Raw genomic sequence first — 15,106 nt, forward strand, 5'->3', positions numbered from 1 at the left:
GCCCGGAACGTGTTCCGGGCAGGAGGGAGCGGGCCGTGGTGCTCCTTGCCCCGGCCGACCCGGCGACCGATCTCCGTGTCGTGAGCCGGGGTCCGCCGCCGTCGCCCGGTCAGGTCCCGCTCCCTCCGTGACACGCGGGGGAGCGCCGGCCGAACGCGCAGGCCCACCGGCACGGCACCCCCCGCCCCCCGGATGGAGCGGTGAAGCACGGATGGCCGCTCCGGACGAAAGGAGTTCACGTGGCCGTCTCGCGTCGGAGGTTCATTACCTCCGTGGTGCCCGGGTCCGCTCTCGCCGCGGTGTCGTCGTCGCAGCTACTGTCCGCGCTGAGCAGCGCGGCCCGCGCCGACAGCCCCGTCGGGGACGTGGTCGGGAAGATCACCGTCGGTTACCAGGGCTGGTTCGCCTGCAAGGGTGACAGCGCCCCGATCAACGGCTGGTGGCACTGGAGCGCCAACATGAGCCAGAGCCCCTCCCCCTCCAACACCACCATCGCCGCCTGGCCCGACATGCGCGAATACACCAACACCTACCCCACCGCGTACGCCAACCTCAACAACGGCCGGCCCGCCACCCTGTTCTCCTCCTACGACCAGCAGACCGTCGACACCCACTTCCGCTGGATGCGCGAGAACAACATCGACACCGCCGCCCTGCAACGCTTCAATCCCATGGGCGGCGAAGGCCCCACCCGAGACGCCATGGCCACCAAAGTCCGCGCCGCCGCCGAGGCCAACGGCCGCAAGTACTACATCATGTACGACGTCTCCGACTGGACCAACATGCAGCCGGAGATCAAAACCGACTGGCTCAACAAAATGAGAGCCCACACCACCTCACCGGCGTACGCCATGCAGAACGGCAAACCCGTCGTCGGCATCTGGGGATTCGGCTTCAACGACCCCCAACGCCCCTGGGGGCCGGCCCCCTGCCTGGAGGTCGTCAACTGGTTCAAGAACCAGGGCTGCTACGTCATGGGCGGCGTGCCCACCCACTGGCGCCGCGGCGTCGAAGACTCCCGCCCCGGCTTCCTGGACGTCTACCACGCCTTCCACATGATCTCCCCCTGGATGGTCGGCCGTATCGGCACCATCGCCGACGTCGACCACTTCTACACCAACGTCAACCTCCCCGACCAAGCCGACTGCGACGCCCACGGCATCGACTACCAGCCCTGCGTCCTGCCTGGAGACGTCACCAGCCGCCAGCGCCGCCACGGCGACTTCATGTGGCGCCAGTTCTACAACATGGTCCGCGTCGGCGCCCAGGGCATCTACATCTCCATGTTCGACGAGTACAACGAGGGCAACCAGATCGCCAAAACCGCCGAAACCCTCGCGAGCGTCCCGGCGAACTCCGGCATGCTCGCCCTCGACGAGGACGGTACCGCCTGCTCGGCCGACTACTACCTGCGCCTGACCGGCGACGGCGGCAGAATGCTCAAGGGCCAGATCGCCCTCACCGCCACCCGCCCCACCCCACCCGTGGTCTCCGGCGGGGGCGGCGACACCACCAACCTGGCGCGGGGCAAGGCGGTGACGGCGAGCAGCCACAACATGAACTTCATCCCGCAGAACGCGGTCGACGGTGATCCGAACACCTACTGGGAGAGCGCGAGCAACGCGTTCCCGCAGTGGATCCGGGTCGACCTGGGGGCGGCGGTGTCGGTCGGCAGGGTGGTGCTGAAGCTGCCGCCGTCGGCGGCGTGGCAGGCCCGCACGCAGACGCTGTCGGTGCAGGGCAGCGTCGACGGGGCGTCGTTCACGACGCTCGCGGGGTCGGCGGGCCACTCCTTCAACCCGGCCTCGGGCAACACGGTGACGATCACGTTCCCCGCCGCCTCCACCCGCTACGTCCAGCTGACCTTCGCCGGCAACACCGGCTGGCCGGCCGCACAGCTGGGCGAACTGGAGGTGTACGGGCCGGCCACCGGCGGCGACACGCAGCCGCCGAGCACACCGGGCAACCTCACCGTGACCGCGAAGACGGCCACCAGCGTGTCGCTGTCGTGGTCGGCCTCCACCGACAACGTGGGGGTGGCCGGCTACCAGGTGCGCCGCGACGGCACCGTCGTGGCCACCGTGCAGGGCACCACGCACACGGTGACCGGGCTGAGCCCCGCGACGGCGTACGGCTTCACCGTCACCGCCTACGACGCGGTACCCAACGTCTCGCCCCCGTCGAACACCGTGACCGTGACCACGGACGCCGCCCCCAACGTCAACCTGGCGCGGGGCAAGGCGACGTCGGAGAGCGGCCACACGCAGAACCTCGGCTCGGCGAACGTGGTCGACGGTGACGCGAACAGCTACTGGGAGAGCCCGAACAACGCGTTCCCGCAGTGGATCCAGGTCGACCTGGGGGCGGCGGTGTCGGTCGGCAGGGTGGTGCTGAAGCTGCCGCCGTCGGCGGCGTGGCAGACCCGCACGCAGACGCTGTCGGTGCAGGGCAGCGTCAACGGGGCGTCGTTCACGACGCTCGCGGGGTCGGCGGGCCACTCCTTCAACCCGGCCTCCGGCAACACGGTGACGATCACGTTCCCCGCGACGTCCACCCGGTACGTCCGGTTGGACGTCACCGGCAACACCGGCTGGCCGGCCGCGCAGCTGTCCGAGTTCGAGGTCTACCCGGCCTGACACCTTGGGACCGGGTTCCGGGACGGCACGTCGCGTGCCTCCCGGGACCCGGCCCCGCCGCCGTGGCCGCATCGGCCAGGCGGGTGCGGACCGCTCAGCGCAGCTCGCGCTTGAGGATCTTGCCCGTCGCGGTCATCGGCAGCGCGTCACGGAACTCGATGATCCGCGGATACTTGTACGCGGCCATGTTCTCCTTACCCCAGGCGATGAGCTCGTCCTCGGTGATCGTCGCGCCGGGGGTGCGGATGACGTACGCCTTGACCTCCTCGCCGTGCGAGTCGTGGGCGACTCCGACCACCGCGGCGAGGGAGACCTCCGGATGGGTGATCAGGACCTCTTCGAGCTCGCGCGGGTAGACATTGAAGCCACCGCGGATGATCATGTCCTTGGCCCGGTCGACGATGGCGTAGTAACCGTCCGCGTCGCGGGTGGCGATGTCGCCGGTGCGGAACCAGCCGTCCCTCATGACCTCGGCGGTCGCCTCGGGCCGGTTGTAGTAGCCCTTCATCACGTTGTGGCCGCGGATCGCGATCTCGCCGGGGCCCTCACCCTCGATCGTCTTCCAGTCGCCGTCGACCAGCTTCATCTCCACACCCCAGATCGGCGTGCCGATCGTGCCGGGCTTGGTGGGCCTGCCCAACTGGTTGAAGCTGGCCACCGGGGAGGTCTCCGACAGGCCGTACCCCTCCAGGATCCCGACCCCGAAGGTCTGCTCGAAGTCCCTGAGCACCTCGACGGGTGAGGACGCACCGCCGGCCACCGCGACCCTGAGCGAGGTGGGCACCTCGTCACCCTCGGCGTGGATCTTCGTCAGCATGGCCCAGTACATGGTCGGCACGCCCGCGAACAGCGTGATGTTCTCGGCGCGCATCAGCTCCAGGGCGGGTCCCGGCTCGAAGCGCGGCACGAGCACGATGGTCGCCTGGCGCCGGAAACCGGCGTTCATGATGACGGTCTGCCCGAAGGAGTGGAAGAGCGGCAGCGCCGCCAGGTAGGCGTCGCCGCCCTCGGTGCGGGGGAACATCTCATCGGAGACCATGGCGTTGAGCAGCATGTTCTGATGGCTGAGCTCAGCGCCCTTGGGGTGGCCGGTGGTGCCGCTGGTGTAGAGGATCACGGCGGTGTCGTCGGGTGCGGTCTGCACGGTCTCGAACTCGCCGGACACGCCGTCGAGCGCCGCCCAGAGCGTCTCGCCGTACTCGGACTCGGTGGCGAACGCGGCGGCGGGCAGCACGAAGAAGTGCTCCGCCGACGATTCCTCGAAGCCCGCCTTGCCCCGCTCGCCGAGCGGCAGCTCGGGAGTGCCCTCGAAGCAGAACAGTGCCTTGGCCTGGGAGTCGTCCAGGTGGTAGGCGATCTCCCTGGACTGCAGCAGCACGTTGAGCGGCACGACCGTGGCACCGGTCTTGAGAATGCCGTAGTAGACGAAGGGGAAGTACGGCAGGTTGGGGCAGGCCAGCGCGACCTTGTCGCCCTTCCCGACTCCCCTGGAGACCAGTAGGTTGGCAACCTGGTTCGCGATGGTATTGACCAGGGAGTACGGCAGCCGCAGGTCACCGAAGACCAGTGCGGCGCGGTCGGGGTTCTCCCGGGCGCTGTCCTCCAGTGCGATCGACAGGTTGAGCATCGTGCGTCCTCCTCCGAGCGGGCTCTGACTCGCCCATATTGGCAGTCCCTAGATACCTACTGGTAGGTAACTTTGGTTACAAATTGACGGGCAAACCATGGGGGAGTAAGTAGATAAGAGCCCGCTACGGGGAGGCGAGCTGACCGTCTGTGCGAGGAGGGGTCAGTGAGCGTGGAGTACGACTACGTCATCGTGGGCGCGGGGTCGGCGGGGTGCGTGCTGGCCAACCGTCTCTCCGCGGACCCGGGCACGAGGGTCGTCCTCATCGAGGCGGGCGGTTCCGACAAGAGGCTCGAGGTCCGGATGCCGGCCGGCTTCGCCAAGCTGTTCAAGACCGAACACGACTGGAACTTCACCACCGCCAGGCAGCCCGAGCTCTCCGGCAGGGAGCTCTACTGGCCGCGCGGCCGGATGCTCGGCGGTTCCTCCTCGATGAACGCCCAGATGTGGGTACGCGGGCACCGCGCGGACTACGACGGCTGGGGCGTGCCCGGCTGGTCCTACGACGAGGTCCTGCCCTACTTCCACCGGATCGAGCGCCGCGCCGGCTCCAACCACGGCGGTGTGTACGGCACGGAGGGCCCGATCCACATCTCGGAGCTGCGCTCCCCGAACCGCGCCACCGCGCTCTTCCTGCGGGCCTGCGAGGAGCTGGGCATCGCCCGCCTGGAGGAGCTCAACGGCCCCTCCAACGAGGGCTGCTCGCCGACGCCCGTCACCCAGCACCGGGGACGCCGCTGGAGCTCCGCCGACGCCTATCTCGGACCCGCGGCCAAGCGGCCCAACCTCACGGTGCTGACCTCCTCGCAGGTGAGCCGGGTGCTCATCGAGGACGGGCGGGCGACCGGCGTGGAGTGCGGTGGTGACGGTGCTGGGGGCACCGTGGTGCGGGCGCGCAGGGAGGTCGTGCTGTCGGCGGGGGCGATCGGCTCCCCGCACCTGCTGATGCTGTCGGGTCTCGGCCCGGCCGACGAGCTGCGGGCCGCCGGCGTCCAGCCGGTCCACGAACTTCCCGAGGTCGGCGCCAACCTCCAGGACCACCTGGCCTCGGGTGTCGTCCTGCACTGCCCCGAGCCGATCACGCTCGCCGGCGCCGAGTCGGCGGGCAACCTGCTCCGCTTCCTGGTCGGCCGCCGGGGCATGCTCACCTCCAACGTCGGTGAGGCCGTGGCGTTCATCCGCACCTCTCCCGAGGAGCGTGCTCCCGACATCGAGCTGATCTTCGCTCCGGGCCCCTTCGTCAACCACGGCCTCACCCCGCCGCCCGGCCACGGCCTGACCATCGCCTCGATCCTGCTCCAGCCCGAGAGCCGCGGCCGCGTCTCGCTGGACGGCCGCGACGTCGTGATCGATCCCGGCTACCTGACGGCGGAGGCCGACGTCCGGCGGCAGGTGGCCGGGCTGCGGAAGGCCGGGGAACTGTTCGCCACCGAGGCGCTCCGGCCGCTCGCGGGGCCCCCGATGGACCCGTACTGGGGGGCGAGGAGCACCGAGGAGCTCGTCCGCTGGATCCGCGAGCGTAGCGAGACCCTCTACCACCCGGTCGGCACCTGTCGGATGGGTGAGGATCCCGAGTCGGTGGTGGACCCCGCCCTGAGGGTCCGCGGGATCGCGGGTCTGCGGGTGGTCGACGCCTCTGTCATGCCGGTCATCAACCGAGGGCATACCCACGCGCCCACCGTCATGATCGCCGAGAGGGCCGCCGACCTCATCGCCGCAGACCGCTAAGGGTGCCGACTATAAGCAGACAAAGTGTGCTATGGCTCACACTTGACGTAAGTAAGTACTTGCATGAATCTAGGGCAATGACCGTGAACATGGCGGATATCGACCTGTCGGAGATTCCGTTCTGGGGGCTTCCCCAGCGGGAGCGCATGGAGGCATTCCGGCGTCTCCGCGCGCTGGACCGGCCGGTGTTCACGAAGGAGAACAAGATCCCCTTTATCGGGCACGGGGCCGGCTACTACGCCCTGGTGCGGCACGCCGACGTCTCCGAGGCCAGCAGGAACGCCGGGGTGTTCAGCAGCGAGCCGACCGCCAACAGCATCGCCGACATGCCCCGCTGGCTGGCGGTGTACTTCGGCTCGATGATCAACATGGACGACCCCCGGCACGCCAGACTCCGCCGCATCGTCTCCAGGGCCTTCACCCCCAGGGTCCTGGCGAAGATGGAGGAGGACCTGCAGCGGGCGGCGACCCGGATCGTGGACGAGGCGATCGCCGAGGGGCCGGGTGACTTCGTCACCCAGGTGGCCGCCCGGCTGCCCGTCGAGGTCATCTGCGACATGATGGGCATCCCCCCGGAGTTCCATCACCGGGTCCTGCGCGCGACCAACATCATCCTGGGCAACGCCGACTCCGAGTACACCGGGATCGATCCCGGGTTGAACCGCTGGAACGTGGCCCGGGGCCTGGTCAAGCTACTGGCCGCCGGGCGCGAGCTGAACAGGCTGGCGGCCAGGCTCGGCCGCGAGCGCCGGGGCGCCTCCACGGGCGACCTGACCAGCATGCTGGTCAACGGCGATGAGCACCTCACCCCGCAGGAGCTCGGCTCGTTCTTCATCCTGCTGGTGGTCGCCGGAAGCGAGACCACCCGCAACGCCATCTCGCATGGCCTCAAGCTGCTCACCGACAATCCCGGGCAGCGCGAACTGCTCGTCGGCGACTTCGAAAAGCACATTCCCGGCGCGGTGGAGGAGATCATCCGTTACTCCACCCCGGTCATCCAGTTCCGCCGTACGGTCACTCGCGACCACGAGATGAACGGGCAGCAGTACCGCAAGGGCGACAAGGTCCTGCTCTTCTACAACTCCGCCAACCGCGACGAGAGCGTCTTCACCGATCCCGACGCCTTCGACATCACCCGCCAGCCCAACCCGCACGTGGGCTTCGGCGGCCCCGGCCCCCACTACTGCCTGGGCGCCCACCTGGCCCGCCGGGAGGTCACGGTGATGTTCCGCGAGCTGTTCACCCGCCTGCCCGAGATCCGTTCGGCCGGTGAGCCCTCCTATCTGCTCTCCAACTTCATCAACGGGGTCAAGCACCTGCCGTACACGACCTGACCGCCGGCGCCGGGCGAGGGGTTGGGGCGATCACCGCCGCGTCGGCCAAGCGAATGCTAGGTTCCGCCTCATGGGCATCAGCACCGTCACCGCCAATGGCGTCGAGTTCGCGTACCTGTCGGCGGGGGAGGGGCCGCTCGCACTCTGCCTGCACGGGTTCCCCGACACCGCGCACACCTGGCGGCACCTGCTGCCCGAGCTCGCCGGGCGTGGCTACCGCGCGGTCGCGCCGTTCATGCGCGGCTACGCGCCCACCTCGATCCCCGCCGACGGCGCCTACGAGGGCGGGGCGCTGGTCGCCGACGCCTGCGCGCTGCACGAGGCGCTCGGCGGCGACGGCGACGCGGTGCTCATCGGCCACGACTGGGGCGCCTTCCCCGTCTACGGCGCCACCGCCTTCGCCCCGGAGCGCTGGCGCAGGGCGGTCGCGATGGCGGTGCCCCCGATGGGCGCGATGCTGGCTGCCTTCCTCGACTACGAGCAGCTCAAACGGTCGTTCTACATCTTCCTCTTCCAGACCGGGCTCGCCGAGGCCGCCCTGTCGCGGGACGGATTCATCGAGGGGCTGTGGCGCGACTGGTCGCCGGGCTACGACGCGGCCGAGGACGTCGCGTTCGTACGGCGCGCCCTGGGCTCCCCGGAGAATCTCGCCGCCGCGATCGGCTACTACCGGGCGATGCTCGGCACGGTGGCACCCACCGGCCGCTACACCGCCGAGCAGTCCGCGACCGGCGGGCAGGTTCCGATCCTCTACCTGCACGGGGTCCGTGACGGCTGCCTGGGAATGGAGCAGGTCGATCAGGCCGCGGCCTTCCTTCCGCCGGGCTCCAGGGTGGAGCATGTTCTCCAGGCAGGGCACTTCCTGCATCTGGAACGGCCCAGGGAAGTCAACGACATCGTTCTCGACTGGTTGCGCTGAGGATCCTGTGGCAGGATCGGTAAAACCGAATAGGATTCTAGTGGAGGCTGGTGTGACGGTTTCACTCGCGGACATCGACCTGTCGGACATCGCTTTCTGGGAGCGTCCGATGGCCGAGCGGGAGGCCGCCTTCGCGGTGCTCCGCGCGCAGCCGGGCCCGATCCTGTTCGCCGAGCCGGTGATCTCCTTCATGCCTCCCGGCCCCGGTTACTACGCCCTGGTCCGGCACGCGGACATCACCGAGGCCAGCCGCCACCCCGAGATCTTCTCCTCGGGCCGGGGGGCGACGTCCATCCAGGACCTCGGCCCCGACTTCAGCGAGTACTTCGGCTCGATGATCAGCATGGACGATCCCCGGCACGCGAGGCTCCGCCGGATCGTCTCCCGGGCGTTCACCCCGAAGATGGTCAAGCAGTTCGAGGCCGACGTCGAGGCGACCGCCGTGCGGATCGTGGACGAGCTGATCGCCCGGGGGCCCGGCTGTGACTTCGTGACCGAGGTGGCCGCCAAGCTGCCCCTGAAGATCATCTGCGACATGATGGGTATCGGCCCCGAGCACTACCAGACGGTCTTCGACGCCACGAGCATCATCCTGTCGGGCGGCGACCCCGAGTTCATCGCCGACATCAGCCTCGCGGCCGAGTCGCTTCTCGGTGCGGGGCAGCGGCTCCAGGACCTCGTCGTCTCCCTGGCCGCCGAGGGCGGAGAGAACCTCACCACCTCTCTGACCAGTGCCAACATCGACGGCGAGAGGCTGACGATGCAGGAGCTCGGTTCGTTCTTCATCCTGCTGGTGGTGGCGGGCAACGAGACCACCCGCAACGCCATCTCGCACGGCCTGCACCTGTTCACCGAGAACCCCGACCAGCGGGCCCTGCTGCTCGAGGACCTCGACGGGCGCCTGCCCGGCGCCGTCGAGGAGATCGTCCGCCTCGCCTCGCCCGTCGCCTGGATGCGCCGCAGCCTCACCCGCGACCACGAGATGAACGGTCACCTCTACCGCGAGGGCGAGAAGGTCCTGCTCTACTACTGGGCGGCCAACCGTGACGAGAGCGTCTTCACCGACCCGCACCGCTTCGACATCCTGCGCACCGAGGGCCCGCACGTCGGTTTCGGCGGACCAGGGCCGCACTTCTGCCTCGGTGCCCACCTGGCCCGCCGCGAGATCACCGTGATGTTCCGCGAGCTGTTCACCCGCCTGCCCGCGATCCGCTCGGTCGGTGAGCCCGACCGCCTGCGATCCAGCTTCATCAACGGAATCAAGCACCTCGACTGCGACTTCTGAGGTCCTGCCGCCCCCGCCGATGGTGATGGGCGAAACGAGACCGCCGGCGGGACGGCGGGCCCGGGCGACTCCAGCCCGGTCAGAACATGGAGTGCGCCCGCTGCGCCGTTCGAACCGGCGAGGTCACCGCCCCGGCACGCGGATCGACTTGAAGACCGTGTTGATGTCGGGGAGCAGTTCCTTCCTGCTGTCCGGCACCGACATGTAGACGATCGCCGGCAGGTCGGCGCCGGTGCTCACGGCCGCCACGACCATGGTCGTCTTCGAACCGCCAGAGGTGATCTCGTACGCGGCGAGCTGGCCGGGCAGGCCGTTCACGGACAGGGCCTGCTGGGCGGTCTTGCGGGCGGTGTTGTCCTCGGGGAAGAACCGCTTACGACCGGTGGAGGCCACCGCGTTGATCACCGGGGCGAGGTTCTCCGGCGAGGTGTACTTGCTCTTCAAACGAGGCGAGAGCGGGCCCGACATCAGCTGCGCGTACTGGGTTTTGCCCGTGGAGTCCGTACCGGCGGGGAGGTACTGGCGGGTTGTGAAGCCGTAGGTGGTGGGCACGCTGGGGCGCTGGTCCTGCCGCCACGGGGCACCGAGCTGGGCCAGGGTGATCCCCGCCGGCTGGTCGGTGAGCGTACCGGCCACCGGCGAGGGGTCGCCGGTGAATCGGGGCAGGCGACCGATGGCGGCGGGCTTGGTGGTCTTCTGGGGAGCCGCCGAGGGCTTGGGTTCGGCGATCTCCTCCTCGGCGGAGGCCAGCGGCCCGGCCAGGAACGCCCAGAGCACCGCGCCGACCAGCGCGATGATCACAGAGCCGGCCAGCGCGAAGATCCAGACGGGCCGCCCCCGATCCTCAAGCTCGTCCTCGTCCTCGATGGCCTGGTAGTTGTCGCCGAAGACCGTGTTCCACAGCTCCTGCTGGCGCTCGGGCGGAGGGGTCTTCGGACCGCTGATCTGGCCGGCGGTGACGAACGGCTTGTTCGGGTCGGAGGGGTCGCGGCTCAGGTGATGGCCGGGCTGCCCAGGATGCGCCGGCTGTCCCGGCTGGGGCTGTGGCGGCTGGGGGCCGGCTCCGGGGTGAACGGGAGTTCCCTGGGGCGAGGGGGCCTGGGAGGCCGCCGCCGCGTTCGCCGCGGCCATGGCCCACATGGCGGGGTTGTCCGGCACGCCGTAGCTGCGCCGCGCGTTTCCGGCGCCGTTTCCACCGACCCCGTCAGGGGGGACGGTGCCCGCGGAGGCGTCGCCGAAGTGAGCGGCGGGGCCCTCGGCGGGAGGACCGGCCCAGGAGGAGGGGAACGTCGAGGTCTGTGCCTCGGCGAAACCCTGGTTGCCCATGGGGGGAGCGGGCGGCCAGGTGGCGCCGGACGCCGGAGGGGCGGGCGGCCAGCCGGCGTTCTCCGCCGGCGGAGTGGGCGGCCACACGCTGTTCTCCACCGGCTGAGCCGGAGGGCGGCCGGAGGCGTCGCGCGGCGGTGCGGCCTGCCACGCCTCACTCCCGCCGGGAGCCTGCTGCCCGCGCGCGTCCCCCTGCGTGCCTGACGGGTGTGTCCGGCCGTCGTTCTGCGGGGTGGACGCCTGCGCCCAGCCGTCGTGCGAGGGTGCGGTGGCCTGCGCCCAGCCGCTGCCGCCCGGGGAGGCCTGGCCTCGAGGGTCCGACTGGGGAGTGGGGATGGATTGTGGCCACCCGTTGCCGGGAGAGGACGGATCGTGGTCGCCGGCGCCGCCCTGTGGGCCGGACGTCTGTGACCAGCCGCCGCCCTGTGACGAGGTGGGCTGCGGCCACCCGTTGCCGGGGGAGGTCTGGTGCGGGTCACCGCCGCCCTGTGGGCCGGACGCCTGTGCCCAGTTGTCGTTCCGCGGGCTGAAAGCCTGCCCCCAACTGTCGTTCTGCGGGCTCGAGGCCTGTGCCCAGCCATCGCCGGGGGAGGTCTGCGCCCAGCTGTCGTTCTGCGGGGTCGACGCCTGTGCCCAGCCGTTGTTCTGCGGGTCGGAGGTCTGTGCCCAGCTGTCGTTCTGCGGAGCCAATGCCTGTGCCCAACCATCGTTCTGCGGGGCCGGCGCCTGCGCCCAGCCGTCGTTCTGGGGAGCCACGGCCTGTGCCCAGCCGTCGTTCTGCGGGGCCGACGCCTGTGCCCAGCCGTTGTTCTGCGGGTCGGAGGTCTGTGCCCAGCCGCCGCCCGGGGAGGTCTGGCCGGGCGAACCGGCCTGCGGGTCGGAGACGCGCTGCCCCCCGCCGGGCGAGGTCTGCCAGGAGCCGTTGCCGTTCTGCGGCTCCTCCTGCGGGCGGGGGAGCCGGGGGCCGGTGCCAAGAGGGTCGTTCGTCCACGAGGGTGACGGTTCGGCAGCCTCCGGCCATGCCGGAGGCAGGTGGGACTGGCTGGACTGCTCCGAGGCCATGCTTTCCTTACCTCCCGCGTGGGTGCCCGAATTAGGCGTATTGGGCATGATCTCACGTGAGACGGGGGGGCTCGCAGGGAAACTGGAGAACGCCCCTCTGAACTGGAGTCCGGTTGGGTCGGTCGGTGGGTCCTGCATGGGCAGGCCGACCTCCAACGGATCCGGGCCCCGCCCCGGCTCTACTGAATGTGCCACGGTGAAAAGAGTAAACGCGAAGGACGTACGAGGTCACAACAGGTGCATAGCCATCGGGTCTCGTTCGCTCCGGAGAGTGCGGAGATCCTCATTCTGCCGACCCGCTCGGACGGCTGTCTCCTGTTCGCCGTGATCGGGCCTGTTTCCCCAGGCCACGAATATGCCTTGCGGGCTGCGATAGTCTTGCTCTATGCGTGCCGCGAGCCTGCTTACCGGGCCGCATCGGCCTCTCCGCCCCTGAGCGCCCTGCCGATGCGGCCGCCCTCCGCGTGAGCGGGGGGTTTTTGCATTGGGCCAGGCGGGTCAGACCATCCACGCAGACATACCCGAGGGAAAATCGACGTGAGCGAGCGAGCCGACATGCAGAGCGACGAGCAGCACTATGACCCGCAGGCCCTGCAGGTCAAGTGGCAGCGCCGGTGGGAGGAACTGGACCCCTTCCGGGCCTCCGACGACCCCGCCGACCCGCGTGAGCGGCGCTACATGCTCGACATGTTCCCCTACCCCTCGGGCGACCTGCACATGGGACACGCAGAGGTTTTCGCCATCGGTGACGTCGTATCCCGCTACTGGGTGCAGCGCGGCTACAACGTGTTGCACCCCATCGGCTGGGACTCCTTCGGCCTGCCCGCGGAGAACGCCGCGATCAAGCGCGATGCCCACCCCGCCGAGTGGACCTACGCCAACATCGAGACCCAGGCCAACTCCTTCAAGCGCTACGCGATCTCCTTCGACTGGTCCAGCCGCCTGCACACCAGCGACGCCGAGTACTACAAATGGACCCAGTGGCTGTTCATCCGCTTCTTCGAGCGCGGCCTGGCCTACCGTAAGGGCGGCCTGGTCAACTGGTGCCCCAACGACCAGACCGTGCTGGCCAACGAGCAGGTCAAGGACGGCAGGTGTGAGCGCTGCGGTGCCGAGGTCGTCCGTCGTGAGTTGACCCAGTGGTACTTCAAGATCACTGACTACGCGGACCGGCTGCTGGACGACATGGCCCAACTGGAGGGGGGCTGGCCCGAGCGCGTGCTGACCATGCAGCGCAACTGGATCGGCCGATCCGAGGGTGCCGACGTCAACTTCGTGATCGAGGGCCGTGACGAGCCGGTCACCGTCTACACCACCCGTCCCGACACCCTGTACGGCGCCACCTTCTTCGTGGTCGCCCCGGACGCGCCGCTGGCCGAGGAGATCGTCGCCGATGACCGGCGCGAGGCGTTCGAGGCCTACCGGGCCGACGTGTCCAAGCTGTCCGACATCGACCGGCTGTCCACCGAGAAGGAGAAGACCGGCGTCTTCCTGGGCCGGTACGCGATCAACCCGGTCAACGGGGAGCGCATGCCGATCTGGGCGGCCGACTACGTGCTGTCCGACTACGGTCATGGCGCGATCATGGCCGTGCCCGCACACGACCAGCGCGACCTGGACTTCGCCCGCGCCTTCGACCTGCCGGTACGGGTCGTCGTACACACCGGCCTGGCCGACCCCGGTGAGACCGGCATCGCCACCGCCGGTGACGGTGCGATGGTCAACTCCGGCCCGCTGGACGGCCTGACCAAGGCCGACGCGATCCGGAAGATCATCGAGGTGCTGAGCGAGCGGGGCACCGGCCGCTTCACGGTCAACTTCCGGCTGCGCGACTGGCTGCTGTCCCGCCAGCGCTTCTGGGGCTGCCCGATCCCGATCATCCACTGCGCCGACTGTGGCGAGGTCCCCGTCCCCGACGACCAGTTGCCCGTCACCCTGCCCGACCTGCGGGGTGAGGCCCTGGCACCCAAGGGGGTCTCCCCGCTGGCCTCGGCCGAAGACTGGGTCAACGTCTCCTGTCCCAAGTGCGGCGGCCCGGCCAGGCGCGACACCGACACGATGGACACCTTCGTCGACTCCTCGTGGTACTTCCTGCGCTATGTCAACCCCTCCTACGAGGACGGCCCGTTCGACGTCGAGGGCGTCCGCAGGTGGGGCCCGATCGACCAGTACGTCGGGGGTGTCGAGCACGCCGTGCTGCACCTGCTGTACGCCAGGTTCTTCACCAAGGTCCTGCACGACATGGGAATGGTCGACTTCGTCGAGCCCTTCACCCGCCTGCTGAATCAGGGGCAGGTCATCAACCAGGGCAAGGCGATGTCCAAGTCGCTGGGCAACGGCGTCGACCTGGGTGAGCAGATCGACGCCTACGGTGTCGACGCGGTCAGGCTGACCGTCGTCTTCGCCGGCCCGCCCGAGGACGACATCGACTGGGCCGACGTCTCGCCGGCCGCGTCCCAGAAGTTCCTGGCCCGGGCGTTCCGCGTGATGGCCGAGGCGGGGGCGGCCTCCGCTCCCGGCGTCGACTTCGCAGGTGGGGACCTGAACCTGCGCAAGGTCGTGCACCACACGATCGACGAGGTCACCAGGCTGGTCGACTCCCACCGCTTCAACGTCGCGGTGGCCCGGATGATGGAGCTGACGAGCGCGGCCCGCAAGGCCATCGACTCCGGGCCCGGCGCCGCCGATCCCGCGGTCAGGGAGGCCGCGGAGACGCTGGCGGTCATGCTCTCCCTGGTCGCGCCGTACGCGGCCGAGGAGGGCTGGGAGCGGCTGGGACACAGCGGCTCGGTCGCGGTCGCGGGCTGGCCGGCGGTGGACCCGGCGCTGCTCGTCCAGGACTCCGTCACCTGCGTCGTCCAGGTCGCGGGCAAGGTGCGCGACCGGCTGGAGGTCTCTCCGGAGATCTCCGAGGCGGACCTGAAGGCGCTGGCGCTGGCGTCGGAGAAGGTCCAGGCGTTCCTGCCCGGTGGCGCGCCGCGTAAGGTCATCGTGCGCGCGCCCAAGCTGGTCAACATCGTCCCGTAGACGTTCGAGAGGGGCGCGCGTCCAACGTGCGCCCCCGAACGTTCATGGGCCGGCCGACGTTCGGCTCATCCGGCTCCGGCACTGCCCGCCGCTCGTCGTACCGTCATCCGAAAACACGCCGGGCGGGCGGGCCCCCCCCCCCCGGGGGGGGGGGGGCCCCCC

Annotated in this window: 8 protein-coding genes; 6 read left to right on the forward strand and 2 right to left on the reverse strand. The window is 69.7% G+C overall.

Annotation, left to right across the window (positions count from 1 at the left end; all coding sequences use genetic code 11):
• The first annotated feature begins 239 nt into the window (after positions 1 to 239).
• Positions 240 to 2,636, forward strand: a complete 2,397-nt coding sequence (locus ABT130_RS44220; protein ID WP_350965984.1) for a galactose-binding domain-containing protein — start codon at positions 240 to 242, stop codon at positions 2,634 to 2,636.
• 94 nt (positions 2,637 to 2,730) lie between these two features.
• Here the strand turns inward: ABT130_RS44220 and ABT130_RS44225 are convergent, their stop codons facing one another.
• Entirely contained in the window at positions 2,731 to 4,263 is a 1,533-nt protein-coding gene (locus ABT130_RS44225; protein WP_350965986.1) for a long-chain-fatty-acid--CoA ligase, read from the reverse strand.
• Positions 4,264 to 4,428: 165 nt separating this feature from the next.
• Between ABT130_RS44225 and ABT130_RS44230 the strand changes: the two genes are divergently transcribed.
• From ABT130_RS44230 to ABT130_RS44245, 4 genes are all read left to right on the forward strand, one after another.
• Complete coding sequence (locus tag ABT130_RS44230; RefSeq protein ID WP_350965988.1) at positions 4,429 to 5,991, forward strand: GMC family oxidoreductase; 1,563 nt, start codon at positions 4,429 to 4,431, stop codon at positions 5,989 to 5,991.
• Positions 5,992 to 6,068: 77 nt separating this feature from the next.
• Positions 6,069 to 7,325 carry a cytochrome P450 gene (locus tag ABT130_RS44235; RefSeq protein WP_350965990.1) on the forward strand — a complete coding sequence of 419 codons (1,257 nt, stop codon included), beginning with the start codon at positions 6,069 to 6,071 and terminating at the stop codon, positions 7,323 to 7,325.
• 70 nt (positions 7,326 to 7,395) lie between these two features.
• The gene (locus ABT130_RS44240; protein ID WP_350965992.1) at positions 7,396 to 8,244 is read left to right on the forward strand and encodes an alpha/beta fold hydrolase; all 849 of its coding nucleotides are present in this window, start codon (positions 7,396 to 7,398) and stop codon (positions 8,242 to 8,244) included.
• 109 nt (positions 8,245 to 8,353) lie between these two features.
• Positions 8,354 to 9,529 (forward strand): cytochrome P450, encoded by a 1,176-nt coding sequence (locus ABT130_RS44245; protein WP_350965996.1) that lies wholly within the window; start codon positions 8,354 to 8,356, stop codon positions 9,527 to 9,529.
• 123 nt (positions 9,530 to 9,652) lie between these two features.
• Here the strand turns inward: ABT130_RS44245 and ABT130_RS44250 are convergent, their stop codons facing one another.
• Positions 9,653 to 11,917, reverse strand: a complete 2,265-nt coding sequence (locus ABT130_RS44250; RefSeq protein ID WP_350965994.1) for a hypothetical protein — start codon at positions 11,915 to 11,917, stop codon at positions 9,653 to 9,655.
• Positions 11,918 to 12,472: 555 nt separating this feature from the next.
• Here ABT130_RS44250 and leuS point away from each other — a divergent pair.
• Complete coding sequence (gene leuS / locus ABT130_RS44255) at positions 12,473 to 14,944, forward strand: leucine--tRNA ligase (protein ID WP_350925964.1); 2,472 nt, start codon at positions 12,473 to 12,475, stop codon at positions 14,942 to 14,944.
• Positions 14,945 to 15,106: the final 162 nt, after the last annotated feature.

This window comes from Streptosporangium sp. NPDC001681 (assembly GCF_040298085.1).
Classification (GTDB): Bacteria; Actinomycetota; Actinomycetes; order Streptosporangiales; family Streptosporangiaceae; genus Streptosporangium.

Excerpts from the sequence above, each read along its gene's own strand:
- ABT130_RS44225 (WP_350965986.1), bottom strand. The coding sequence starts at position 4,263 with ATGCTCAACCTGTCGATCGCACTGGAGGACAGCGCCCGGGAGAACCCC.
- ABT130_RS44245 (WP_350965996.1), top strand. The coding sequence starts at position 8,354 with ATGGCCGAGCGGGAGGCCGCCTTCGCGGTGCTCCGCGCGCAGCCGGGC.
- ABT130_RS44250 (WP_350965994.1), bottom strand. The coding sequence starts at position 11,917 with ATGGCCTCGGAGCAGTCCAGCCAGTCCCACCTGCCTCCGGCATGGCCG.
- leuS (WP_350925964.1), top strand. The coding sequence starts at position 12,473 with ATGCAGAGCGACGAGCAGCACTATGACCCGCAGGCCCTGCAGGTCAAG.
- ABT130_RS44235 (WP_350965990.1), top strand. The coding sequence starts at position 6,069 with ATGACCGTGAACATGGCGGATATCGACCTGTCGGAGATTCCGTTCTGG.
- ABT130_RS44240 (WP_350965992.1), top strand. The coding sequence starts at position 7,396 with ATGGGCATCAGCACCGTCACCGCCAATGGCGTCGAGTTCGCGTACCTG.